This is a genomic window from Streptomyces verrucosisporus (assembly GCF_017114865.1).
In the GTDB taxonomy this organism is placed as follows: Bacteria; Actinomycetota; Actinomycetes; order Streptomycetales; family Streptomycetaceae; genus Streptomyces; species Streptomyces fenghuangensis.
Genome location: NZ_JADEYH010000004.1, coordinates 1 through 24,311 on the forward strand (window position 1 = coordinate 1; position 24,311 = coordinate 24,311).

Below are 24,311 nucleotides of genomic sequence, written 5' to 3' on the forward strand. Positions count from 1 at the left end.
CCTGACGCTGAAGACCACCGGCGGCGGCCCCGACCCCGACCCCACCGACCCGCCCACCGACCCGCCGGGCGGCACCTGGCAGGCCGGCACCGTCTACTCGGCCGGCGACCAGGTGACCTACGGGGGCGCGACCTACCGCTGCCTCCAGGGCCACCAGGCGCAACCGGGCTGGGAGCCGCCGAACACCCCGGCGCTGTGGCAGCGGGTGTGAGCACCGTCCTGACTCGAGCCGGAGTCCGATCCCGTTCCTGACCACAGCCGCGTGCCGCCCGGGTGCGCGGGCGGCACCAGGCCGGAGGGCGTCCCATGGGGGGAGCGCCCTCCGGCCGCGGTCGTGCGCCGCGCGCCGTCGCGAGGCCGGGGTCCGGTCCGCCCGGAGGAGTCGCACAGGAGAACGGTTTTTGATCAAGCCCTGGGCAACGGGCGCGTTCATCGGTATTTTTCGCCCCCTGCCGCCCGGAACGCGATGCGGCAGAGTTCGGTGATGGGGGTGCCGTGCGCGATTTCAGCCTTCCGCCAGTGGTGGAGCCGATGCGGAAGGGAGGGCTGGCGGACTCGGTCCACGAACTGGCCGAACGCGACCCGCACTTCGCGCAGCTCGCCCGCCGTGCGGACCCCGCGGGCGGTGATCCGGCCGGCGGTGATCCGGCCGGCGGTGAGTGGGCCACCGTCACCGCCGCCGCCTTCCGCGACGAGGTGAGGGCCCTGGCCAAGGGCCTGCTGGCCGACGGCATACGGTTCGACGACCGGGTCGCGGTGATGGCCCGCACCCGCTACGAGTGGACGCTGTTCAGCTACGCGCTGTGGACGATCGGCGCCCAGGTCGTGCCCGTCTACCCCACCTCCTCCGCCGAGCAGGTGCGCTGGATCCTGGCCGACGCGCAGGTGGCGGCGGTCGTCGTCGAGCACGAGGAGCACGCCATGACGGTGGGCTCGGTGTGCGACGCGGCGCCGTCGCTGCGCCGCATCTGGCAGCTCGACACCGGCTGCCTGCGGGAGCTGACCGAGCTGGGGCGCGGCGTTCCCGACGATCTGGTGGACCGCCACCGCCTGGCGGTGACACCGCGCTCGGTCGCCGCCGTCACCTACACCTCCGGCACCACCGGCCGCCCCAAGGGCTGCGTGATCACCCACGCCAACCTCGCGGCCGAGTGCGACATCCTGCTCGCCGGCTGGCCCGGGCTCATCGCCGCGCAGGGCGAGCGGCCCGCCATCCTCGCCTTCCTGCCGCTGTCCCACATCTACGGCCTGATGGTGCAGGTCTTCTGCGTCCGCAACGGCGTACTCCTGGGCCACCAGCCCGAGATCGCGCCCGCCGAGCTGCTGCCCGCGCTCGCGTCCTTCAGGCCGACGTTCGTCTTCGCCGTGCCCTACGTCTTCGAGAAGATCTACCGCAAGGCCCGGCAGGCCGCCCTGGAGGCCGGCAAGGGCGAGGTGTTCGACCGGGCGATGGACGTCGCGGTGCGCTACGCCGAGGCCGTGGAGCGGCGCGACGCCGGCACGGGCCCCGGCCCCGGTGCGGTGCTCAGGGCCTCGCACGCGGTCTTCGAGCGCACCGTGTACCGGAAGCTGCGGGCGGTGCTGGGCGGGCGGGTGCGGTACGCTGTCTCGGGCGGCTCCACACTGCGCCGCGAACTCGGCCTGATCTTCGCCGGCGCCGGGATCACGGTCTACGACGGCTACGGGCTGACCGAGACCACCGCGGCGGTGACCGGCCAGCCGATGGGCCGCGTCAAGTTCGGCACGGTGGGCCGCCCAATGCCGGGCCACTCGATCCACATCGCCCGCGACGGGGAGATCTGGGTGCACGGCGACGTCGTCTTCGCCGGCTACCTCAACAACCCCGAGGCGACCGCCGGGGTGCTGCGGGACGGCTGGTTCGCCACCGGGGACGTCGGCCACCTGGACGACGAGGGCTATCTGGTCATCACCGGGCGCAAGAAGGACATCATCATCACCAGCGGCGGCAAGAGCGTCGCCCCGCAGGTCCTGGAGGACCGCGTCCGCGCCCATCCGCTGATCTCCCAGTGCCTGGTCGTGGGCGACGACCGCCCTTACGTCGCGGCGCTGGTCACCCTCGACCCCGAGGCGCTGGAACAGTGGTTCCGGCTGCGCGAGCGGGAGCCGCTGTCCCCCCGTGAGGTCCTGCGCGACGAGGAGTTGCACGCGGAGGTCCAGCGTGCGGTGTCCCAGGCGAACAACGCGGTCTCCCGCGCGGAGTCCATCCGGGCCTTCCGGATCCTGCCTGCGGAGTTCAGCATGCGGGAGGGGCTGGTCACACCGTCGCTGAAGATGCGGCGGGCGGCGATCGCGAAGATGTACGAGGCGGAGATCGACGCCCTCTACTCCTCCTGAGTCCGGCGCCCGAGTCATACCGTGACCTCGAACGACTCTCTCCATAAACGGAGTTGACGCCCCCGACGGAGCCGCGAAACCCCCCGCCGGGTGGAGACCACCGACCTCACCCCGGCCGAGCTCCGCGTGTGGCGGGCCTTCCCGCTCAACGAGGGCGTCGACCTGCGCGAGAGCGCGGACGACGATCCGGCGGACGGCGCTTCCTGGGGCCCCGATCGCACGATCCGCGCCGAGGTCCTGCGGGCACCGCTGCTCGACGGCCCCGCCACCGGCGGCGAGGTGCCCGGCCTGAAGCTGACCGGCGCCCGCATCACCGGCCGGCTGGACCTCATGTACGGGACGGTCGAGCACGCCGTACGGCTGCGGTCCTGCCACTTCGAGCGGCCGCCGAACCTGTACGGGGCGCAGGTCCGCGCCCTCGTCCTGACCGACTCGGTGCTCCCCGGCCTCACCGCCGGGGCCCTCCGCGTCGACATCGTGCTGCGGATGACCGGCTGCCGGATCACCGGCCCCGTACGGCTCGCGGGGGCACAGCTGTCCGGGGCGCTCTTCCTCGACGGCGCGGTGCTGGGCGCCCTCGGAGCGCAGGGCGACCCGCCACCGGGCCCGGACCGGGAGGGCTCCGGGGAACGGCCGGAACCGGTCCTCCAGCTCGACCACGCGACGGTCGGCACCGATGTCTGGGCAATAGGGCTCACCGCACACGGCCGGGTGCGGATGGACAGCGCCACCGTCGGCGGACTGGTGAACCTCGACGACGCCGAACTGCACGACCCGGGCGGCCTCGCCCTGGAGGCCGAGCCCCTGTCGGTCGGCACCGATCTGCGCGCCGCCCGGCTGCGCGCCCGCGGCATGGTCAACCTCAGCGGCACCACGATCCCCCGCCGACTCGTCCTGAGCTCCGCCCGGCTCTCCAACCCCGCGGCCCTCCCGGGGCGCGGCGCTCAGCCCGCCCGGGCGGCGGCGAGGCGGGCCTCCACCGCCGCGACCCCGTCGACGCCCTGGCACAGGCCCACGACCACCGGGACGAGACGCGCTTCCGGTACGGTCCCCCGCAGGGTGACGACCCCGTCCCGGACGTCGACCGCGACGGCGTCCTCTTCCAGGTCGAGGATGTCCCCCAGGACGTCCTGCTCGACCTCTTCGCGGATCTCGGCATCGGAGCGGATGAAGACGTCGAGCAGATCACTGCGGGTGACGATGCCGGCCAGGAGCCCGTCCTCGTCGACCACCGGCAGCTGCTTGACGTGCCGCCTGCGCAGTTCCCGCGCGACCCGGGGGATGGTCCAGTCGGCGCGGGCGGTGAAGACGGGGCTGCTCATGAGCGCGCCCGCGGTCCGGGCCCGGGCCTTGCCCCAGGAGCGCTCGTCGTCCCCGTCCTGACCCTGCGGATCGGGCATGCCGGTCTCGTGCCGCAGCACGTCGGAGGCGGAGACGACGCCGACGGGGGCTCCGTCGTCGTCGACGACCGGGGCCGCGACGATGTCGTTGGCGTCCAGCAGGGCTGCGGCCTCCGACAGCGGCGTGTCGGGGCGGAAGGTGACCACGTCCTCGGTCATCACGTCACCGACCGTGTGGCGGTACAGCATGGCATCGGCCTCCTCCGCTTCACGGCGCCGACCGCCGCACCTTCGCCGGCCGGTCCGCGCCGTCGCCGTCCTCCCTCCCCATGACAACACCGCGCCGCTCCGGCGGCCAGTGCCGTTCGACCCGGCGGGGAGGCCGGTGGTCCCGCGACCAGGGGCGCTGTCCTATCCTCGGCCGATGCGTTTACACCCCATCGACCGCCCGGCCGATCTCGACACGGTCCGTGAGTCCTATGACCGGGTGGCCGACAACTACGTTCACATGGTCCGGACGACGGGATGCGGCGACATCCGCACCCATCCCTGGCTCAAGGCGTCGATCGACGCCCTCGCCGACACCGTGCGCGGACTCGGGCCCGTCCTCGATGTCGGCTGCGGCCCCGGAACGGTGACCGCCTACCTCGCCGAGCGCGGGCTCGACGTGTCCGGGGTCGACCTCTCCCCCCGCATGATCGAGAACGCGCGCCGCCTCCACCCGCACTGCCGCTTCGACGTCGCCTCCGCCACCGACCTCGACCTCGACGAGGCGTCCCTGGGCGGCGTGCTCGGCTGGTGGTCGCTGTTCAACCTCCCCCGCGACGTCCTCCCCCAGGTCCTCGCCATGTTCGCGCGCGCCCTGAAGCCGGGCGGACACCTCATCACGGCGACACACGTCGGCGACGAGGACATCGCGCGCACCGAGGCCTACGGAGGCGTCCCCGTCCGCTGGACCACACACCTGTGGCGGCCGGAGCAGCTCGTGGGCCTGATCGAGCGGGCCGGCCTGCGCCCGGTCGCCGAGCTCCGCCTCCCCGCCGACGAGCAGACCGGCCCCGGCGTGGTCGTCATGGCCCGGCGCCCCGGCTGAGGCACGGGCGCCGGGCCCGTCTTCCGGCGCCCGGCGCCGTCCGTCCGAATGCTTCCCGGTCATCGGCCGAGGGGGTCACCGGCCTCGTGCCGTTCGGCGCTCCACCGCTCCCGCAGTGTGCCGGACACCGCACGCCGACGGCCCGGAGCGGTCCGTCGGCGGCGGCACGGGAGCCGGTGGGGTCAACGGTTGCCGGTCCCGTGTCCAGGGAGTGTTCCGGCCTTCCCCAGGACACGGGAGCGGCTGGGAAGAGGGTTGTCCCGTAACCGTGCGGACCCGATCAGGAAATGGAGAACACCGACGCCCAGTTCTGGCTGTTCGAGCCGGCCGAAGCGGTGTTGGCGGTGACCGCCTGGCCCGCGGTCGCGTTGCCGTCCAGGACGAAGCCGGTGGCCGGGTTGGTCAGGGTGTAGGTGCCGACGGCGTTCTGGGTCACCTGCCAGCGCTGGTTGGAGGTACCGAGGTAGAGGGGCTGCAGGGAGACCTGGCCACCGGCGGTGGTCGGTGCGGTCAGGTAGAGCGGGATCGGGCAGCTGTCGTAGATCCGTGCGGTGCCGTCGCCGTTGGCGGTGAACTTCCAGCGCTGCGAGGCCCGAGAGGTGTCCAGGGCGGCGAACTCGGCCACCGACGGGATGCCGCCGCTACAGGTCCCGCCGCGCTGCAGGGCGACTCCGCCGCCGTTGCTGAGCGCGTGGTAGGCGTTGTCGTCCACCACCGTGGGGCCGTAGTTGACGGCGTACGTCTCCAGTGCGGCCAGCGCGGCGCCGGTGGTGGACAGCGGCGGCACGGCCGTCGGGCGGACGTTCTTGAACCAGTCGGCGAACGTCGAGGGCGTGTGCGAGGCCAGGGTGGCGATGGAGCGGTCCCAGCTGCCGTCCACCTGGTTCCACAGCCGGAGCAGCGAGCCGCCCACGTTGCCCTGCACATGGTCACCGGTCTGCCAGCCCGCGGCGTGGGTGAACGGGTAGGACGCCCCGTTCGGCCACACGTAGCGCTCGTCGCCGAGCAGGTAGGCGGCCACCGCGTCGGCGAAGCCCTCGGTCCAGGCACAGGTGGCGGACGACGCCTTCTCGATGTAGTGCGGGTTGCAGTTGATGACGTTCGGGAACGTGCCGTTGTAGAGCCGGTGCTGGAAGAAGTGGCCTGCCTCGTGCAGCACGGTGTGCTCGGAGTCCGGGTCGGCGTCGGCCAGGTGCACGGTGTTCGACAGGTCGTACCACGGTCCGCTGGAGGACCCGGCCTGCCAGCGCAGCGTCAGCGTGGTGCAGGTCGCGGCGTTCGTCTCGGCGGTCGTCCAGCACGGGGTGGTGGAGTTGACACGGCGCGACCAGAGCAGGTTGACGGTGTCGAAGGCGTGCCAGGCGCGGCTCGCCGTGGTGGGCTTGACGGTGCCCAGGTTGACGCTCGCCGTCACGTTCGACTGCATCGGCGTGTCGTGGGTGTAGACCGTGCCGGATGCGTTGGCGACCCGCCACACCTGGTTGTTGCGGGTGGCGAAACGCACGTACAGGCGGTTCATGGAGGTGGTGTTGACCGGGGTGTGGCAGAGGTTGAACGAGCCGTCGGCCCCACCGGTCAGCTTGGTTCCGGTGTTCAGCTTCTGGATGGGATCGGTCGGTCTCTCCCGGCCCCAGAGCTCGACCGAGGCGTTGCGGGCGGCCCGGGTCAGGGTCGGCTTGTGGGTGCCCGCCTCGGCGGACTGGTAGTCGAACTGGAGGTTGCCGCTCATGCATATCGGCTGTGCGGCGGAGGCGGTACCCGCCGAGAGGGGCACGATGACGCCCGCGGCGAGTGCCATCGGCACCAGCAGGCGGAGCATGACGGTGGACCGGCGTAACATGGATGTCCTTCCGGAAGACGCGGGTCCGCCGGTCGGCGGGCCCGGGCATGGGTGAGGCCGGGTCGCCCCGGCCTCTCGCTCGCGTCATTTGCCTATGTCACTGGTGACGCCTCGTCGGGTGACGGGGCGTCCGAGCCACGAGCCATCGTGGGCTCAGCGCCGCACGGTCCGCCAGGGGCGCACGGAGTCACAGTCGGCGGTTCCGGCGTGCGCCTGTGCGCCCGGCGCGCGCTCGGGATGGCGAGCGCCTGAGACGAGCACCCGAACAGACCGCGACGGCATTCCCGTGGTGTCACAGTGCCCGGCGCATGCAGGCTCGCGGCCATCGGTCCAGACCGTGTGCCGCTTCGCTCTCGCGGATCTTCCGCAGACCAGGGGTGAGCCGGTTGTCGTCCATGACTTGAAAACCACAGCGCGCGTAGTAGGGGGCGTTCCAGGGGACCTGGGTGAACGTGGTGAGGGTCAGAGCGGGCGCCCCCTCGCTCCCGGCGTGGGCCGCCAGATGGTCCAGCAGCGACCGGCCGACACCGCGACGCGCGCTGTCCGGGTGCACCGAGACCTGCTCGACGTGGAGGTTGCCATCGACGCGGTCGGCGATCAGGTAGGCGACCGGGACGTCAGCGTCGTCGGCCACGACCCAGGCCAACCCGGCGTCGTGGTAGCGGGCGAGCTCGCCGAGCGGGAGCGGCTCGTCCTCGGCGATCTCCGGCATGCCGATGTCCCGGAAGCACTGCCCGGCGGCCCTCTCGATGTCCTGGAGGACGGGCAGTTCGTCCAGGCGCACGGATCGGATGTGCATGGACGCATTCTCCCTTTCAGCGGCCCGGAGCCGCCACCTCCGCCCAGACCGTCTTGCCGACGGGGTCGCGCGGGACCGCGCCCCAGCGGGTGGCGAGGATGTCCACCAGGAGCAGGCCGCGCCCCGACTCCTCCTCGGCGGACGGTGAGGGCGGGGAGGCCGGAGGCGGGACCGGGGAGGCGTCCGAGACCTCGATGCGGATTACCTCCCCTCGCGCTTCGAGCGCGAGGCGGAAGTCGCGTCCGGGCACGCGGCCGTGCCGCACCGCGTTGGCGGCCAGCTCGCCGACCAGCAGGGAGACGGTGCACGAGGTGTCCGACGCGGCCGGCCACCCCCACTCCTCCATGCGCCGCACGGCGAGCTTCCGGGCCAGCCGAGCCCCCTTGGCGGATGACGTGAACTGCCGTGTGAACGGCAGGGATTCGGGGTCGCCCGGGTGTGCCGCGCCCGGCTGCGGTTCCTCGTCGGGCGCGGTCGTCGTCATCAGCACGAAAGCCGTCCTTCGCTTCCTCGTTCGATCCGCAACGTAGGCAGATCATTACGTTCCGTGCTTCAGGATCGATCGGCGAGCCTAGGCTCGGAAGGGGATGAAGCCTTACCTTCCAGCACGTAAGAAACGGAAGTGATGTTTTGGCCAAGGATATTGATCCCGGGGTATCGATGGCGGCCCTGTTCGGCTCGCGGGTGCGCAGACTCCGTGTCGCCGCCGGGCTGACCCAGGCGGAACTGGGTGAGAAGGCGCATGTGGTCGCCAGCCGGATCACCCAGGTCGAGCGGGCCTCCGGGGCGAGACCGACGCTTGAACTGGCACGCACGCTGGACGACGCCCTCGCAGCGGACGACCTGCTGGTCGACTTGTGGCCGTACGTCTACCGCGAGACGTTCCCGGACTGGTCGCGCAGGTTCATGGAGTACGCGGAACGAGCGGTGTCCATCTGCGAGTACGCGGCGCATGTGGTGCCCGGCCTGCTCCAGACCGAGGACTACGCGCGAGCCCTGCTGAGCGTCGGCCGGACGCTCAGCGGCAAGGAGCAGTTGGAGGAACGCGTCGCGGCCCGGATCGGGCGGCAGGCACGACTCTGGTCACCGGGCCATCCCGAACTGTGGGTGATCCTGGACAAGTCGGTGCTGCGGCGTCCGATCGGAGGCCGCGCCGTCATGCGGGACCAGTTGGCGAGCCTCCTCGAAGCGGCCGAGGAGCGTCACATCACCGTGCAGGTGCTGCCGTTCGACCAGGGCGAGCATGGTGCGCTGGGCGGTTCCCTGACCCTGCTGACGATGCCGGACGGCTCGGAGACGGTCTACACGGAAGGCGCCGACTACGGCCAACTCGTCGAGGAACCGTCGGAGGTCAGGCCGTACAGGGAGACATACGATCGGCTGCGGGCGGCAGCCCTGCCCCCGCTCATGTCGCTCGACATGATCCGATCCGCGCTGGAGGACAACCGTGAAGCGAGTGTCCCGTCCCGATCTCAGCGGCGCCGAGTGGCGCAGGAGCAGCTACAGCAACCAGGAGGGTGGCAACTGCGTGGAGGTGGCCGACGGCTTCCCCGGCATCGTCCCCGTCCGTGACAGCAAGGCCCCGCACGGGCCGGTGCTGGCGTTCCCGTCGGCGTCCTGGGCTTCCCTCATAAGCGAGTTGAAGGCCGACAGCCGCGCCTGAGCGATCCGGGGGCCGGTGTGCGTCGGCTCCCCGGGCCCGCCGGGCCCTCGCCCACGAGGGTCCGGCGGGCCACGGACTCCCTTAAAGAACCGGGAGAAAGAACCTCCCACCCACCCACCCTTTCCCCTCGTCACCCGTACGGGTGACGAGCTTGCGGGTTTGAAAAGCGGGTGGTTACGTTCATCGCGACAACCGCAAAAAGTTGCGGCCCCCGGTCGGGACTGCCATCCCGGTCCGAGGGCCTCACCGATCAGGAAGCAGAGACCTTCCCGATGGCTGACTCGCAGTTTAGCGCGCGCTCACGCGCCCGCGCCGGTGCACCGACATCCGGCGTGATCCACGTACGCACCCGCCTCAACGCCAACTTCACCGTTCTCGCCAACGTCCTCGCCCAGCGGCCCGGCAGCGCGGTCACCGTCGGGGTCGCGGCGTACATCGCATCCCTGCCGGACGGCGCCCCGGTGAGCATCACCGCGCTGTGCGAGCACTTCTCCGAGGGCGAGATCCTGATCTCCCGCGCTCTGCGGGAGCTGGAGGCGTCCGGGCACCTGGAGCGGCGGCGCGAGCGCGGGCCGGACGGCCGGGTCCGTACCCGCACTTACTTCCACGACGTACCGCCGGGCGACGACGACCCGGATTCCACGCCGCCGCCCGGCCGCCGGTCCCGTCCCGCAGCCGTCCGCGTGCCGGTACCGGCTCCGCGTACGGCCTCCGACCCGGCGCCCCTGCCGCCTGCCCCGGCTCCGGCCGCCGCTCCCCCGGACCCGCTCCCGGCCGTGGTGCGGTCGCCGCAGACACCGTCCGCCCAGCCCGCTCCGCTCGGCGAGGCCGATCCGGACGCGGTACGGGTCCTGGCCTGTCTCCGCAACGCCGACCCCCGGCTGATCCTCTCCGAGAGCGAGGCCGCCCGGCTCGCCCCGGATGTGGCCCGGTGGCTCGCGGCGGGCGTGTCCCCCGCCCGGATCACCGAGACGCTCACCGCCGGCCTGCCCGAACGCTTCCTGGCCCGCCCGGCCCGCATCCTGGCCTTCCGCCTCGGCGATCTGCCCCTGCCCGCACCCGCCTCGGCCCCGCCGCCCGCCAAGCCCGCCGTCCTGCCCCTCCAGACCTGCGACGGCTGCGAACGCGCCATCCGCGCGGCCCGGCCCGGCCAGTTGTGCCGCGACTGCCGCATGGAGCAGGAGTCGCTCCGTGCGGCCTGCTGATTCATCGAGCATGGGGAGCGACACCATGAGCATGGTGTCGCGCATGGCAACCAAGAAGGTCACCGTGACGATCCCGGAGGACCTCCTGGAGGAGATCCGCTCCGAAGTGACCGAGCGCGGCCTGTCCGCGTACTTCAGCGAGGCGCCGCGCCTGGAGCGGGAGCGGGACCGGCTCCGGGAGCCGGTCGACGAGGTCCTGACCCGTGCCGGTGTGAGCGTGAGCCCGTAGGGGTGGTCACCGCTTCGGCCGCCGAGGGCGGAACGGCCTCGGCGGAGTCGGCGAGCGCGTTCCAGGTCGGTGCGGTGCGGCGCGCCGACGAGCGATTAGACTCGATGTACACATTTGGAATATCGATCCAGTACGAGAGTGGCAGGGTGCCTGCCGGGTCGCGGGGCCCGGTGACGGCACGTCGAGCGAGGAGAGGCCGGAACCGTCCATGAACGCCGAACAGCACTCAGCCGTCACCGCATCCGGCCTGTACGACCGGTCCGGAAAGCACTACTCCCTGGACGACCCCCGCTGGCGGGGCGAGGACGGCAGCCCCCTCGCCGTCAGCCCGCTGCCGGGCCTGCGTCCCGAGCAGATCGACACCGCCGAACGGTCCCTGTGGCGCTACCACGCGGCCCTGCCCGTCCCGGCCGCCCGCCGGGTGAGCCTGGGCGAAGGATGCACGCCGATGATCCCGCTCGACTGGGACGGTCGGCGCGTCCACTTCAAGCTGGAGTGGTTCAACCCGACCTCCAGCTTCAAGGACCGGGGCGTGTCGGTGATGGTGTCCCACCTCGCGGCGCACGGCGCCGACCGCGTACTGGAGGACAGTTCGGGCAACGGCGGTTCCGCGGTGGCCGCCTACGCCGCCGCTGCCGGCATCCGCGCCAAGATCATCGTTCCCGCCGCCACCTCGGAGGCCAAGATCCTCCAGGCCCGTGCCTACGGGGCCGAGATCGAGCTCGTGGCCGGCACCCGCGACGAGGTCTCGGACGAGGCGATCCGCCAGTCGGAGCGGATCCCCTACGCCAGCCACAACTGGCACCCCATGTTCATCCAAGGCACCAAGACCATCGCCTACGAGATGTGGGAGTCCCTCGGCTTCACCGCACCCGACAACATCGTCCTGGTGGCCGGAGCGGGCAGCAACATCATCGGGTGCGACATCGCCTTCGGCGAGTTGCTCGACGCCGGCCAGATCGACAGGCGCCCGCGCCTGTTCGTCGGGCAGCCCGAGCACTGGGCGACCATCGCCGACACGTTCAACGGCATCGACCCGGCTCAGCGCGGCGAGCGGATACCGACGATCGCCGAGGGCGCGTCCATCGCCCACCCGGTGCGGCTGCCCGAGGCGGTGGAGGCCGTCCGCCGCTCCGGCGGCGCCGCCTATGCCGTCCCGGAAGCGGAGATCCACGCCGCGATCCGCTCACTGAGCTCGCGAGGGCTGTACGCCGAGCCGACCAGTAGCGTCGCCGCGGCGGCCCTCGACCACTTCATCGCGACGGGCGACATCGCGTCGGGCGAGACCACCGTGGTCGTGCTCACCGGTGCGGGGCTGAAGTCCGCCGAGAAGATGGCCTCGGTGTTCGCCGGGCCCGCCGACCGAGCCGCCGACTGAGCCCGTGCCGGGAAAGGACAGCGCGATGGCACACCCCTCCCAGGACGATCCCACCGACGAACACCCCGTACAGGAGGACGAGCACCTCGTACGGGAAGCCGAGCGCATCGCCGTCGCCATCGGGCGCATGTTCCCGGGCCTGTGCGAAGTCGTCCTGCACGACCTGCGCCGGCCCGACAGCGCCATCCGCGTCATCGAGAACAACCTGTCCGGGCGGCGGGTCGGCGACTCCGCCACCGAGCTGGGGCTGCGCCGCATCGCGGACCCCGACTACCCCAGCGTCATCCAGAACTACAGCAACCGGTTCCCCGACGGACGCCCGGCCAAGAGCACCTCGATCGGCATCAAGAACGCCGATGGGCGTTACGTCGCGGCCCTCTGCCTGAACCTGGACGTCAGCACGCTGTCCCCGCTGGCGATCACCCTGGCCAACCTCGTCGCCACGGACGCCGAGCACCGAGGTGAGGTCCTGGAGACGCTGCGCGACCGCACCGGACGTGAACTCCGGTCGGCCATCGACTCCTTCGCCGCCGAACGCTCCAGCACCCCCCGCGGCCTCAACCGCGACCAGAAGCGCGAACTGGTCCGGCGGTTGCATCGCGAGGGGTTCTTCGAGACCCGGAGTTCCGCACAGCTCATCGCCGACCGGCTCGGCGTCTCCCGGGCGACCGTCTACAACTACACGAAGTAGCCACCCCGGGCACCCGCCGGAACAACCCTGTCATGACCGGGGAAACCGCCGTCTTCGAGCGGGCCGGGGCCTCCAAGTCCGGCGAGGTCGTCCGGGACTTGGCGGCTCCCGCGCGAACCGCGGTGCTCCGCCGCCCGTGACGGCAATGGGGACTGACAGATCGTCGCCGGTGTGGTTACGATGCCGCCGATGAAGAACTTCTCCTCTCGTGGATTGGGGGAATCGTGTCCGCAAGGTGAGTGCTGATGGCACATCACCTCGTGAACAGGATTCCGTCCCGCCTGCTGATGTGGCGGCGCGTACGCGAGTACGCCGTGCCACCGTCCATGATCGAGACCGCGACCGCGCGGCGTGCGGCCGGTGACTGGGCGGGGGCCTGCGCCGCCGCCCGTATCGACGTCGATCTCGATCTTCGCGCCGTGCGCGAGCGCCACGGCACCGAACTCGTCACCCGTCTCCGTGCGGATCTGCTCCGGCTGGCGCCGGATCTGCTGCGCTGGCACATGCCCCGGATCGCCCCCGACGGGCGGCTGCGGCCCGGCCTGACCGTCTGCCTGGCCCGCTACCCGGCTTCCGGCGCCGCGTCGCCGCACCTGGTGGTGCGGACGCCTCCGGCCTGGGCGGACGCCGGGCAGCGGATGTCCCTGGCCCTGTGGGAGGGGCCCGGGAGCGGCCCTTCCGGACACCATCCGCATCCGCATCCCGACCGGCGTTTCCTGCTCGACCTGCACCGGCACCTGTGGGACGCCGGGCGGAGTACCGAACTGGCGCGGCGCTGCGGTGCGGACGGTGCGTTGGGAGCGGGCGGAGCGCCGTCCGTGGAGCCGTGCTCGCCCGGTGGGCCCTCCGCTCCCGACTCCCCTTGGGCGGTGGGTCGTTGGGCCGCCGAGGCGGAGTTGCTGCTGCGGGCCGAGGGGCGATCTCGCGGTGCGTTCACTGTGCGGCTCGGTGCGCGCAGCCGCGCCGTGCTCGAACTCTTCGCCCCCGACGACAGCCATGTCCCGGCCCTCCGGCCGCTGCGGGAGTCGTTGCCGCCGCAGGAGGTCGCGGCGCTTCCGGTGCTGCCGGAGGCGGCGGCCCGGGTCCTTCCGGACCTGGAGCTGCTGCGGGCCGGGCTGGTCGCGCCCGGTCGGCTGCATCCGCTCGTCGCCGCGGCGCTGGCGGAGTCCGGTGCGGCGCCCATGGTCGGTGCGGCATCCGCGTCCGGTCCGGCTTCGGTGGCCGGTGCCGCTGCCGGGCCCGGTGATCCGCACCGGGTGGAGTGCCGGGGCGAGGTCCACCGAATCGCGCTGCGGGACGGGGGGCTGACGGCGGTCGACCACGATCCGGCCCAACTGCGGCGCGAGGAGCTGCTGGTGGTGCTCGGCGGGCCGCCGCTGCCCTGCCTGCGGGCGATCGACGCGGTGCACCGCAGCCCTCAGGAGCTGCCCGCGGTGCGGGAGCGGCTGCGCCACGGTGACGTGGCCGGGGCGCTGGCCGTCGTCGAGGGACTGCTCGGCCCCGGTGCGGTCCTGCGCGACGGGCCGCTGCGGGAGGAGCTGAGGTCGGCCGCGGCACGCCGCATCGACCACGGTCTCTTCCGCGCGGGGCTGGTCGCCGTGCACCCCGCCGCCGGTACGGAAGCCGCCGGTACGGGGGCGGGCCGCCGCCCCCGGCTGAACCGCCACACACCTCCCGCGATCCGCCGCAAGCGAGCCGATCGAGCCCGTCCCCGCACCACCCTGACCCGCTGACCGGCCGTTCCCGCCGGAGTCCCTTCACCCGCGCAGCACTCCCCAACACGTCCGGGGCGGGCCGTCCCGCCCCCTGTCCCGAACCAGGTGATGCCCATGTCCTCCAGCACCTTCCTGCCCACCGCTCCCCCGGCCGACGGTGCCGGCGACGCCGACCGCGTAACCGGCGCCCGTCTCGCCGTGGCCGACGATCTGCTGTCCATGCTGCGAGCGACCACCACCGAACCGCGCGCCGACGAGCGGCTCGAAGCGCTCACCCTGGCCGTCGCGGCCGATCTGCCCGTACTGCTCTGGGGGGAGCCGGGCATCGGCAAGACCGCGGCCCTGACGCAACTCGCAGCCTCCCTCGACCTGCCACTGACGACCGTGATCGCCAGCGTCCACGAGCCGTCCGACTTCTCCGGACTGCCCGTCGTGGGCGACGACCCGGCCGTACAGGGGGTACCGATGGCGCCGCCGCAGTGGGCCGTGGAACTCGTGCGGGCCGGGCGGGGGCTGCTCTTCCTGGACGAGCTCTCCACCGCCACCCCGGCGGTCCAGGCCGCGCTGCTGCGGGTCGTCCTGGAGCGGAGGGTCGGTGCGCTGCGGCTGCCGCCGGGGGTCCGGATCGTGGCGGCCGCCAATCCGCCCGCGTCGGCGGCGGACGGATGGGATCTGAGCGCGCCGCTGGCCAACCGTTTCGTGCATCTGCACTGGACGCACGACCGGGAGGTGGTGGTGCGCGGGCTGGGCGGGGTCTGGCCCCGGGCCGAGCTGCCCCGGCTTGCGCCGGAGCGGCTGCCGGAGGCGGTGGCCTTCGCCCGGCGCGCGGTCTGCGGCTTCCTGGAGGCCCGGCCGACGCTGGTCCACCGGCTGCCGAACAGCGAGACGCGGCGCGGCGGCGCCTGGCCCTCGCCCCGGAGCTGGGAGGCGGCGCTGACCTTGCTGGCCTTCGGCACGGCGGCCTCCGCCTCCCGGGAGGTGCTGGCGCTGCTGGTGCGGGGCGCGGTGGGGGACGGACCGGGGCTCGAACTCCTGGCCCACCTGGACCGGATGGAGCTGCCGGACCCCGAGTCACTGCTGGCCGATCCGGCCGCCGCCGAACTGCCGGAGCGGGGCGATCTGCGCCAGGCGGCACTGGACGCGGTGGTGGCGGCCGTGGGGGCGCGGCCGGAGCGGGAACGCTGGGAGGCGGGCTGGGCGGTGCTGGTGCGGGCGATGGAGACCGGTGCCCCGGATCTGCTGGTCGCCCCGGCGAAGACGCTGGCCGCGCTGCGGCGCGACGACTGGGAGGTGCCGGAGGCGGTGGAGCGGCTGACCGGGGTGGTCGGCCTGGCCCGGCGGGCGGAGCGGTCGGTGGTGCGGGTGGCGGAACGGGCGGCGGCCGGGGCCGGGCGTACGGCGGAGGCGGGCCGATGACAAGGAACGCGAAGCGTCCGCTGCCGCGTCCGGCGCGGGTTCCGGCTCCGGCGCGGCAGCCCGTGCCCGGCCCGGCCGGCCGGGCCGGGCGCGCCCTGGACATGGAGAAGTTGCTGGCCGCCCGGCTGCACGCGGTGAAGGTCCGCCCCTATCTGGCCGACGCGCTGTTCGCGCTGCGCGTGGTGGAGGACCGCTCGGTGCCGACGATGGCGGTGGACGCGCACTGGCGCGTCTACGTCTCCCCCGGCTTCGTGGCGCGCACCCCGCTGGAGGAACTGGCGGGTGTCTGGGTGCACGAGGTCTCCCACCTGCTCCGGGACCACCACGGGCGCAGCGAGGCATACGCGCGGGAGCACGGGGAGTACGGTCCGGGCGAGTCGCTGCGGCGGAACATCGCCGCCGACTTCGAGATCAACGACGACATCTACGGCGACGGGCTGCCGCACCCGGCCGGTGCGGTGCTGCCGTCGCTGCTGGGGCTGTCCGACGGGCTGCTGATGGAGGAGTACCTGCGGACGGCCTCGATGTCGGGGCTCGCCGCCGACCTGGCCTGGCTGGACTGCGGCAGCGGCGCCGACGGGCGGGAGCGGCCGTGGGAGCTGGGGCCGGGCGGGGCGTACGGGCTGAGCAGGCAGCAGCGGGACGCGGTCCGCTTCCGGGTCGCCGAGGGGATCAAAGGACGGCCGGGCGACGCGCCGGAGGGCTGGCGCCGGTGGGCCGAGGAGGCGTTTCATCCGCCGCAGCCGTGGCGGCGGCTGCTGGGGTCGGCGATCCGCTCGGCGGCGGGCGCACCGGGGGCGGGCGAGAACCACAGCTACCGGCGGCCCTCCCGGCGTTCGGCCGGTGTCCCCGGCGTGGTGCTGCCGAGCCTGCGCCGTACGCCGCCCCGGGTCCGCGTCGTGATCGACACCTCCGGATCGGTGAGCGACGCCGAGCTGGGCAGCGCACTGCTGGAGGTGGTGGCGATATCGCGGGCGGTGGGCGGGCGGCGCGACCTGGTCTCGGTGATCTCATGCGACGCGGCGGCCGGGGTCGCCGTGCCCCTGTGCCGGGCCGAGGACGTGGAGCTGGTCGGGGGCGGCGGTACGGATCTGCGCTCCGGTTTCGAGCGGGCGCTGCGCCGCGGGCCCCGCCCGGACGTGATCGTGGCCCTGACCGACGGTCAGACGCCGTGGCCCTCCGCGCAGCCGCCCTGCCGCACCGTCGTCGGCCTCTTCCCGCGCCCCGCCCGCGCCGTGGACGAGGACGATCCCCTCTACGTCCCAGACGCCCCGCCTCCCTGGGCGCGCGTGGTCACCATCGGCTGAGAGCCCGCCCGCGATCCCCGGGCGGTCACCCGCGCGCCGGCCGGGGAGGAGTGGGTCGCCTCGCTCCGGAGTGGCAGCCCTCGGCGGTACGGGTGGCGGGGAAAAGGGCTGGAGGCGGCGCGGGCGCGGATGGGAGCGTGGGCCCGTGAACACCATCGACGACGTCGTCACTCTGGCCGCCGCCCACGGCCTGCACCTGTCCGCGCGGGACGCCACCGTGAACGAGGCGGGCCTGGACTACCGGGTCGTCATGGCCTTGGACACGAGCGGCCGCAGGTGGGTGCTGCGCGTGCCGCGCCGCGCCGACGTCGCCGAGGGCATGGCCGCCGAGAGGCGCATCCTCGGCCTGGTCGCCCCCGTCCTGGCCGAGGACGGTGTCGCGGTCCCCGACTGGCGGGTCCGCGCCCCCGAGCTGATCGCCTATCCGGCCCTGCCCGGCGCCCCGGGCCTGACCCTGACCGATAACGGAGAGCCCGACTGGCACATGGACCCCGCCGGCCCGGACTACGCCGAGCGCCTGGGGCACCTGCTGGCCCGTCTGCACTCCATCGCCCCGGAGCGGGCCGGGGCCGCGGGTGTCGAGGTCCGCACCCCGGCCCAAGTACGTCAGGCGTGGCGGGACGACATCGCCCGCGTGAGCGAGGCCTTCACCGTCTCCCCCGCCCTGGCCGAGGCCTGGCGGGCCTGGCTCGAGGACGACACCTGCTGGCCCGAGCGGACCGTGATGACCCACGGCGAGATCTACCCCGCGCACGTGCTGCTGGACGAGGAGGGTGCGATCACCGGGGTTCTGGACTGGACCACCGCCCGCGTGGACGACCCCGCCCGTGACCTGTCCTTCCAGTACGGCGCCGCGGGCGAGGAGATGCTGCGGGCCACTCTCACCGCGTACGAGCGGGCGGGCGGGCACGTCCATCCCGGCCTGGCGGCCCAGGCCAAGCACCTGTGGGACGCCTCCCCGATCGGGTACGCCCTGTACGCGCTGACCACCGGCGCCGAGACCGACCGGGCCACCGCGGCGGCGATGCTGAACCCCGGAGCCTGACGCCGCCCGGGAACGGCGGGACGCGGAGGCGGGGCCGGCTGAGTTCCGCAACCGGCCGGTACCGATCGGCCACCTGGACACTCAGCACTTGCACCGACCATTGCCCCGCGCAATACTTAGCCACATGGCTAAGTATTCGGCGGAGCTGGACGTCGTGTTCGTCGCCCTCGCCGACCCCACCCGGCGCGCCGTCGTCCGGCGCCTCGGCCACGGGCCCAGGAGCGTCGGCGACCTCGCCCGCGAGTTCCCGATGACCCTCCCCTCGTTCATGAAGCACGTGCGGACGCTCGAGTCGAGCGGGCTCATACACACCGTCAAGTCCGGCCGGGTGCGCAGCTGCGTACTCAACCGCGAGCGGCTCGCCCTCGTCGACGACTGGCTCGCACAGCAGCGCCGGATCTGGGAGGAGCGCACCGACCGACTCGAGCAGTTCGTCACCGACCCTGAGGAGAACAGGCAGTGAACCGCGACCCCGACTTCGAATTCGGCTCCGACCCCGGCCCCGGCTTCGACCCCGACCTCGATCTCGTCCTGGAGCGGATCATCCGCGCACCGCGCGCGACCGTCTGGCGCGCCTGGACCGACCCGGCCCGGCTCGAACGGTGGTGGGTCCCGGCCCCGGCCCGCTGCCGGGTGGACCACCTGGAGCCGAGGCCCGGCGGGGCGTTCGTGACGCGGCTGAGCGAGGACGGGGGCGGGTTCGTCCCGCACCTGGACGCATGCTTCCTCGCCGTCGACGAACTCCACCGGATCGTGTTCACCAACGCGGTCGACAGCGCCTGGCGCCCCGCCGATCCCACCCCGGTCGCGATGACCGCCACGATCACACTCGCCGACCACCCGGAGGGCACCGACTACCGGATGGTCGTGCGGCACGGCGACCCGGAGGCCCGCGCCCGTCACGCGAAGCTCGGCTTCGCCGAGGGCTGGGGGTCGGTCGCCGACCAGCTGACCGCCCTCGCCGAGAGCACGGACACGCGACGGGCTGCGCGATGAGGATCGCCCTCACCGCCTTCACCACGCTCGACGGGGTCAGCCAGGGGCCCGGCTCGCCGGACGAGGACACCAGCGGCGGTTTCGGCCGCGGCGGCTGGCTCGTCCCCCACATGGACGGAACGTTCGTCCGGCGCGCCTCCGACTGGCTCGACCTCGCCGACGGCCTGCTGCTGGGCCGGCGTACCTACGAGGCGTTCGCACGCGACTGGCCGGCGGTCACCGACCCGGCCGACCCGTTCGCCGAGCGGATGAACACGCTGCCGAAGTACGTCGTGTCCAACACCCTCGCCGAGGGGACCTGGCACCCCACGACCGTGCTCGGGGGCGACCCGGTCGGCGCGGTCGCCGAGCTCAGGGCACGGCCGGGGCGGGAGCTCCAGATCCACGGCAGCGCCCGCCTGGGGGACGCGCTGCTGGCCGCCGGCCTGATCGACACGCTCCGCCTCGTGGTCGCGCCCACGGTGCTCAGGGCCGGCCGCCGTCTGATGTCCGGCCCCGGCGCCCCCTGCGGTCTCCGGCTGGTCCGCCACGAGGCGACGCCGAACGGACTGCTGCTCCTGGAGTACGAGACGACGGGCGAGGCGTCACGGGGTACGTACGAGGGCGTCACCGCCTTCGCACGGTAGCCCGGGCGGGCCGCCCGGCGCGGGCGGGCTACAGCGGGGCCGCGCTCCGGGAGGGGGCGGCGGTGCTGGCGCGGACGGTGAGGGCGGGGTCGGGGGCGCGGCTGTGTTCGACGCGGTGACCGGCGGCGACGTCCCTGAGCCGGCGGGCGGCCAGGGCGCCGTAGGCGGCGATGTCGCGGCGCAGCGCGGTCAGTCCGGGGTGGACCAGCCGGCACAGCGGTGAGTCGTCCCAGGCCACCAGGGAGACATCGGCGGGGACGCGGGCGCCCAGGCTCTGCGCGGCGCTCAGGCCGGAGACGGCCATCACGTCGTTGTCGTAGAGGATCGCGGTGGGGCGGTCCTCCCCCTCCAGCAGGGCGCGGGTGGCGGCACAGCCCTGTTCGCCGCTGTAGTCGGCCTCCACGCTCCGGCCGGTGACGCCTCGCTCGGCGGTGGCGGCGGCGAACGCCTCGGTGCGGACAAGGGTGTGCCGCAGCGCGGCGGGACCGGTGACGTGGGCGATGGAGCGGTGCCCGAGGCCGGCGAGGTGGGTGACGGCGGTGCGCACCCCGGCCGCGTCGTCGCTCCACACCGCGGGCAGGCTTCCGGTGCCGACGGGCGCGCCGATCACCACGGCGGGCAGGCGCAGCTCCTCCAGAGCGCGTATCCGGGGGTCGTCCACCCGCAGGTCGACCAGGAAGACGCCGTCGACCTTGCGCTGCGCCCACCAGGCCCGGTAGGTGGCCGTCTCGGCGTCCGCGTCGGGCGCGACGGTGAACAGCAGGGAGGTGCCGTCCCCGGACAGCTCGTCCTGGATGCCGGAGACCAGCTGCATGAAGAACGGTTCGATGCCCAGGGAGCGGGCGGGGCGGTCCACCACCAGCCCGAAGGCCCCGGCCCGGCCGTCCGAGAGGGCCCTGGCCGCGCTGTTGGGCTGCCAGCCCAGCTCCTGCGCGATGGCGAGCACTCTGGCGCGGGTCGCCTCCGACACCCCGGGGCGGCCGTTGAGCGCGAAGGACACCGCGCTCTTGGTGACCCCCGCACGGCGGGCGATGTCCACCATCGTGGGACGCTTCACCGCTCCTCCCTCCCGCCCGCGGTCGCCGGCGAACCGGGGCTCATCCTAGAGCGGCCCGCTCACGCCCGGAACACGCGTTCCGAAGGCCGCCCGAAGGCCCTGGTCCGGCCCCGGGGAGGGCCCGTACATCACCCGCGCCCGCCGGGGTAGGAGGCGAAGAGGACAACCGAGCGCAAAGGGTGCGGCTCGTCTCGGCGGGCACCCGTGAACAGCTGGAGGAACCGTGCCGGGCATTCTGAGCAAGATCGCCATGTTCGCCCGAACCCCGCAGGGTCGCCGACTGACCCGGCAGGCCAAGAGGGCGGCCTCCGACCCCAGGAAGCGGTCCCAGGCCAAGCAGGCCCTGAGCAGGCTGCGCGACCGGGGGCCGGGACGCCGCTGAGGCGCACCGCCCCTGTCCGGCCGCCGGCCCCGGGTACGGCCGCTTCCCCGGGCACCCCCGAGCACCGCCGCCCGCCGCCGTGTCTCCACGGCGGCGGGCGGCGCCGTGCTGCCAGGATGGGCGCATGACCGGTATCAGGATCGGGGACGGCGGCGGTTCCGGCGGGATCTCCCTCGTCCACACGGCGGATCTGGCCCCCTCCGTACGCGCGGCGGCCCGGTCCCTGCTCGACGAGGTGTTCGAGAGGGACATGACCGACCAGGACTGGGAGCACGCCCTGGGCGGTGTGCACGCGCTGGCCTGGGAGGGCGCGGAGCTGGTGGGTCACGCCTCACTGGTGCAGCGGCGGCTGCTGCACGGCGGCCGGGCGCTGCGCACCGGCTACGTGGAGGGGGTGGGGGTCCGCGCCGACCGGCGCGGGCGCGGGTACGGGGCGGCGCTGATGGGGGCGCTGGAGCGGGTGGTGCGCGGCGCGTACGACCTGGGTGCGCTGGCCTCCACCGACGAGGCGCTGGACTTCTACGCGACGCGCGGCTGGCTGCTGTGGCGGGGGCCCGTCTCGGCGCTCACCCCCTCGGGCACCGTGCGCACGGAGGAGGACGACGGGTGCGTGCACGTGCTGCCGGTGGCCGGTGGTGCGGAGCTGGACGCCTCCGGTGAGCTGGTCTGCGACTGGCGCGAGGGCGATCTGTGGTAGTCGTCCGGCTCCGCCCGCGGGGTCAGGTGTCCGGCGCGGGGTCGGGGCGGGCCGTATCCGTCCGGCGGGTTCCGCCGCCCGGTCCACCACGGCCCGTGCGGGCGGGTCCGTCGAAGGCGCACCGGGTTTCCGCCGGAGCGGCCAGGGGCACCGCGGCCGTTCCGGCGGCGATCCCGCGCAGACGGATTGTCTGCGGATGCCAGGGGTGTCATGCTCACAACTCCTGTCGGTAAACCGGCGGTAACCCCCTACTGCACCGTGAGGAGCCGCACGTGAGCGATCCCCGAACCCAGCGGCGCACACCGTCCGACGCCACCCCGGACACGCCGGGCACACCGGCCGCGCCGGACACCCCCGCCCGTACACCGGGCAGCAGCCGCCGCAGCGTCCTGCGCGCCACCGCCGCGACGGCCGGGCTCGGCCTCGCCGGGCTCCCCGCGGCCGCGGCCCACGCCGCCGCAGGCCCCACCGCCGTCCGTACCACCGCCACCGGGCAGGCCGATGCCGCGGGAGCCGGCTCCTACCAGGTGGGACGCGGCATCGCGGACGCCACCGGCGAGGTGGCCGAGGTCGGCATGATGGGCTACGGGCGCACCGACCAGCAGGCCCAGGGCCTGCACAACCGGCTGCGGGCCCGCGCCTTCGTCATCGCCGACCGGGCCGGGGACGGGAGCGCCGGGGAGCGGGTGGCCCTCGTCGTGGTCGACTCCCCCATGATCTTCTCCAGCGTGCACCAGGCGGTGCTGCGCGCCCTGGACGAGCGGTACGGCGGCCTCTACAACGCCCGCAACACCATGATCACCGCCACCCACACCCACGCCGGGCCGGGCGGCTACTCCCACCACCTGCTCTACAACATCACCACGCTCGGCTTCCACGCCAAGACCTTCGACGCGGTCGTGCGCGGCATCGTGGAGGCCGTGGGCCGGGCCCACGCCGATCTGGCGCCTTCCGAACTCGCCCTCTCCCATGGGGAGTTGCGCGGAGCCAGCGTCAACCGCTCCCGCACCGCCTTCGAGCGCAACCCGGCCGACGTCAGAGCCCACTTCCCCGACGCCGTCGACCCGCTCACCACGCTGCTGCGGATCGAGCGGCAGGGGCGGCTGGTGGGCGCGGTCAACTGGTTCGCCACCCACTGCACCAGCATGTCCGGCGACAACCGGCTCATCAGCGCCGACAACAAGGGATACGCCGCCTACCACTGGGAGCGCGAGGTGGCGGGCGCGGACTATCTGGCCGACGACGCACCCGAGTTGATCACCGCCTTCGCGCAGACCAACGCCGGCGACATGTCCCCCAACCCCGACCTGGAGCCGCCCACCACGCCGGAGGACTTCGAGCGCACCCGGGCCAACGGTCTGCTCCAGTACCAGGCCGCCGCACGGCAGTTGGACCGGCCCGGCACCCGGCTGTCGGGCGGCGTGGACTCCCGGCTGGTGTACGTGGACCTCTCCGACGTCACCGTGGGGCCGGAGTTCACCGGCGACGGGCGCACCCACAGGACCGCCAGGCCGGCCGTCGGCGCGGCCATGGCGGCGGGCAGCACGGAGGACGGGCCGGCCTTCCCCGGCTTCTCCGAGGGCGAGAACCCCTTCTGGGACGCCATCTCCGACTCGGTGGTCTACACCGTCTCGCCGGAGCTGCGCGACGCCCACGCGCCCAAGGCGATCGCCGTGCCCATCGGGGAGATGAACCGGGTCTACCCCTGGGTGCAGGAGATCGTCCCCGTGCAGCTGGTGCGGATCGGCCGCCTGTACCTGATCGGCGTCCCCGGCGAGGTCACCATCGCGGCGGGGCTGCGGCTGCGGCGCACCGTCGCACAGGCCACCGGCGCGGACCTGGACGACGTACTGGTGGCGGGCTACGCCAACTCCTACTTCCACTACCTCACCACCCCCGAGGAGTACGACGCCCAGCACTACGAGGGCGGCAGCACCCTCTTCGGCCGCTGGCAACTGCCCGCGATCCAGCAGGTCTCGGCGGAGCTGGCCCGTGCAATGCGCGAGGGGCGGGCGCTGCCGGCCGGCCCGGAGCCGCCCGACCTGTCCGCCGCGCCGCTCGCCCTCCAGCCGCCGATCGTGCTGGACGCCCCGCGGATCGGGCGCTCGTTCGGTGACGTGCTGAGCCAGCCGCGCGAGGGCTACCGGGCCGGTGAGCGGGTCACGGCGGTGTTCGCCGGCGCCCATCCCGGCAACGACCTGCACCGGGGCAGCACCTATCTGCGGGTGGAGCGGTACGAGGACGGGGTGTGGCGCACGGTCGCCGACGACGGCGACTGGTCGACGGCCTTCCGCTGGGAGCGCGACGGGATCGCCGCCTCGAAGGTGACCGTCACCTGGGACGTGCCCGCCGGCGCCGCCCCCGGCCGCTACCGCGTCCGCTACCACGGCGACGCCAAGCCCCTGGTGGGCGGCGCCCGTTCCTTCTCCGGCACCACGCGCACGTTCACCGTGCTGGCCTGATCCTTCCCGGTGGCC

24 protein-coding genes are annotated in these 24,311 nt (G+C 73.5%); 19 read left to right on the forward strand and 5 right to left on the reverse strand.

Translation table 11 applies throughout. The annotated features are described in order from the left end of the window. Both IQ279_RS07250 and IQ279_RS07255 read left to right on the forward strand, forming a co-directional pair. Positions 1-211: carbohydrate-binding protein (locus IQ279_RS07250; protein ID WP_372445089.1), on the forward strand; the 211-nt coding region annotated here is incomplete at its 5' end. Between the two features lie 284 nt (positions 212-495). Beyond that, positions 496-2,355: an AMP-dependent synthetase/ligase gene (locus IQ279_RS07255; RefSeq protein WP_206347514.1), complete on the forward strand. Its 1,860-nt coding sequence runs from the start codon at positions 496-498 to the stop codon at positions 2,353-2,355. 944 nt (positions 2,356-3,299) lie between these two features. On the opposite strand, the gene IQ279_RS07260 is transcribed toward IQ279_RS07255, so the two are convergent. Next, positions 3,300-3,944: a CBS domain-containing protein gene (locus IQ279_RS07260; protein ID WP_206347515.1), complete on the reverse strand. Its 645-nt coding sequence runs from the start codon at positions 3,942-3,944 to the stop codon at positions 3,300-3,302. Between the two features lie 175 nt (positions 3,945-4,119). Here IQ279_RS07260 and IQ279_RS07265 point away from each other — a divergent pair, with 175 nt between their 5' ends. Continuing rightward, positions 4,120-4,788 carry a class I SAM-dependent methyltransferase gene (locus tag IQ279_RS07265; RefSeq protein ID WP_206347516.1) on the forward strand — a complete coding sequence of 223 codons (669 nt, stop codon included), beginning with the start codon at positions 4,120-4,122 and terminating at the stop codon, positions 4,786-4,788. Between the two features lie 280 nt (positions 4,789-5,068). Here IQ279_RS07265 and IQ279_RS07270 read toward each other — a convergent pair whose 3' ends face one another. The 3 genes from IQ279_RS07270 to IQ279_RS07280 all read right to left on the reverse strand — a co-directional run bounded on the left by IQ279_RS07270 (position 5,069) and on the right by IQ279_RS07280 (position 7,911). Next, entirely contained in the window at positions 5,069-6,628 is a 1,560-nt protein-coding gene (locus IQ279_RS07270) for an RICIN domain-containing protein (protein WP_206347517.1), read from the reverse strand. A 292-nt stretch (positions 6,629-6,920) separates the two neighbouring features. After that, entirely contained in the window at positions 6,921-7,427 is a 507-nt protein-coding gene (locus IQ279_RS07275; RefSeq protein ID WP_206347518.1) for a GNAT family N-acetyltransferase, read from the reverse strand. Positions 7,428-7,443: 16 nt separating this feature from the next. After that, entirely contained in the window at positions 7,444-7,911 is a 468-nt protein-coding gene (locus tag IQ279_RS07280; RefSeq protein WP_206347707.1) for an ATP-binding protein, read from the reverse strand. Positions 7,912-8,087: 176 nt separating this feature from the next. Between IQ279_RS07280 and IQ279_RS07285 the strand changes: the two genes are divergently transcribed. The 13 genes from IQ279_RS07285 to IQ279_RS07340 all read left to right on the forward strand — a co-directional run bounded on the left by IQ279_RS07285 (position 8,088) and on the right by IQ279_RS07340 (position 19,698). Beyond that, positions 8,088-8,999 carry a helix-turn-helix domain-containing protein gene (locus tag IQ279_RS07285; RefSeq protein ID WP_206347708.1) on the forward strand — a complete coding sequence of 304 codons (912 nt, stop codon included), beginning with the start codon at positions 8,088-8,090 and terminating at the stop codon, positions 8,997-8,999. Then, positions 8,962-9,090 carry a DUF397 domain-containing protein gene (locus IQ279_RS27815; protein WP_307792266.1) on the forward strand — a complete coding sequence of 43 codons (129 nt, stop codon included), beginning with the start codon at positions 8,962-8,964 and terminating at the stop codon, positions 9,088-9,090. Before IQ279_RS07285 ends, IQ279_RS27815 begins: the two co-directional genes overlap by 38 nt. A 272-nt stretch (positions 9,091-9,362) precedes the next feature. Then, the gene (locus IQ279_RS07290; RefSeq protein ID WP_206347519.1) at positions 9,363-10,295 is read left to right on the forward strand and encodes a hypothetical protein; all 933 of its coding nucleotides are present in this window, start codon (positions 9,363-9,365) and stop codon (positions 10,293-10,295) included. Between the two features lie 43 nt (positions 10,296-10,338). After that, complete coding sequence (locus IQ279_RS07295; RefSeq protein ID WP_307792253.1) at positions 10,339-10,524, forward strand: ribbon-helix-helix domain-containing protein; 186 nt, start codon at positions 10,339-10,341, stop codon at positions 10,522-10,524. Between the two features lie 208 nt (positions 10,525-10,732). Beyond that, positions 10,733-11,902 carry a threonine synthase gene (locus tag IQ279_RS07300; RefSeq protein WP_206347520.1) on the forward strand — a complete coding sequence of 390 codons (1,170 nt, stop codon included), beginning with the start codon at positions 10,733-10,735 and terminating at the stop codon, positions 11,900-11,902. A 25-nt stretch (positions 11,903-11,927) separates the two neighbouring features. Beyond that, positions 11,928-12,593: a helix-turn-helix transcriptional regulator gene (locus IQ279_RS07305; RefSeq protein WP_206347521.1), complete on the forward strand. Its 666-nt coding sequence runs from the start codon at positions 11,928-11,930 to the stop codon at positions 12,591-12,593. A gap of 245 nt (positions 12,594-12,838) precedes the next feature. Further along, positions 12,839-14,326 carry a hypothetical protein gene (locus tag IQ279_RS07310; RefSeq protein ID WP_206347522.1) on the forward strand — a complete coding sequence of 496 codons (1,488 nt, stop codon included), beginning with the start codon at positions 12,839-12,841 and terminating at the stop codon, positions 14,324-14,326. 90 nt (positions 14,327-14,416) lie between these two features. Further along, the gene (locus IQ279_RS07315; protein ID WP_372445090.1) at positions 14,417-15,724 is read left to right on the forward strand and encodes an AAA family ATPase; all 1,308 of its coding nucleotides are present in this window, start codon (positions 14,417-14,419) and stop codon (positions 15,722-15,724) included. 101 nt (positions 15,725-15,825) lie between these two features. Further along, positions 15,826-17,031 carry a vWA domain-containing protein gene (locus IQ279_RS07320; protein WP_206347709.1) on the forward strand — a complete coding sequence of 402 codons (1,206 nt, stop codon included), beginning with the start codon at positions 15,826-15,828 and terminating at the stop codon, positions 17,029-17,031. A 145-nt stretch (positions 17,032-17,176) separates the two neighbouring features. Beyond that, positions 17,177-18,076 carry a macrolide 2'-phosphotransferase gene (locus tag IQ279_RS07325; protein WP_206347524.1) on the forward strand — a complete coding sequence of 300 codons (900 nt, stop codon included), beginning with the start codon at positions 17,177-17,179 and terminating at the stop codon, positions 18,074-18,076. A gap of 124 nt (positions 18,077-18,200) precedes the next feature. After that, on the forward strand, positions 18,201-18,539 hold the full coding sequence (locus IQ279_RS07330) for an ArsR/SmtB family transcription factor (RefSeq protein ID WP_206347525.1): 339 nt from the start codon (positions 18,201-18,203) through the stop codon (positions 18,537-18,539). Next, positions 18,536-19,072 carry an SRPBCC domain-containing protein gene (locus IQ279_RS07335; RefSeq protein ID WP_206347526.1) on the forward strand — a complete coding sequence of 179 codons (537 nt, stop codon included), beginning with the start codon at positions 18,536-18,538 and terminating at the stop codon, positions 19,070-19,072. The genes IQ279_RS07330 and IQ279_RS07335 overlap by 4 nt, the downstream gene beginning before the upstream one ends. Next, on the forward strand, positions 19,069-19,698 hold the full coding sequence (locus tag IQ279_RS07340) for a dihydrofolate reductase family protein (protein WP_206347527.1): 630 nt from the start codon (positions 19,069-19,071) through the stop codon (positions 19,696-19,698). The genes IQ279_RS07335 and IQ279_RS07340 overlap by 4 nt, the downstream gene beginning before the upstream one ends. Positions 19,699-19,726: 28 nt before the next feature. On the opposite strand, the gene IQ279_RS07345 is transcribed toward IQ279_RS07340, so the two are convergent. Continuing rightward, the gene (locus tag IQ279_RS07345; RefSeq protein ID WP_307792254.1) at positions 19,727-20,755 is read right to left on the reverse strand and encodes a LacI family DNA-binding transcriptional regulator; all 1,029 of its coding nucleotides are present in this window, start codon (positions 20,753-20,755) and stop codon (positions 19,727-19,729) included. Between the two features lie 223 nt (positions 20,756-20,978). On the opposite strand from IQ279_RS07345, the gene IQ279_RS07350 reads away from it, so the two are divergent. From IQ279_RS07350 to IQ279_RS07360, 3 genes are all read left to right on the forward strand, one after another. Then, complete coding sequence (locus IQ279_RS07350; RefSeq protein WP_206347528.1) at positions 20,979-21,137, forward strand: hypothetical protein; 159 nt, start codon at positions 20,979-20,981, stop codon at positions 21,135-21,137. Positions 21,138-21,261: 124 nt separating this feature from the next. Next, complete coding sequence (locus tag IQ279_RS07355) at positions 21,262-21,834, forward strand: GNAT family N-acetyltransferase (RefSeq protein ID WP_206347529.1); 573 nt, start codon at positions 21,262-21,264, stop codon at positions 21,832-21,834. Positions 21,835-22,223: 389 nt separating this feature from the next. Further along, positions 22,224-24,296 (forward strand): neutral/alkaline non-lysosomal ceramidase N-terminal domain-containing protein, encoded by a 2,073-nt coding sequence (locus IQ279_RS07360; protein ID WP_241027781.1) that lies wholly within the window; start codon positions 22,224-22,226, stop codon positions 24,294-24,296. Positions 24,297-24,311 lie beyond the last annotated feature (15 nt).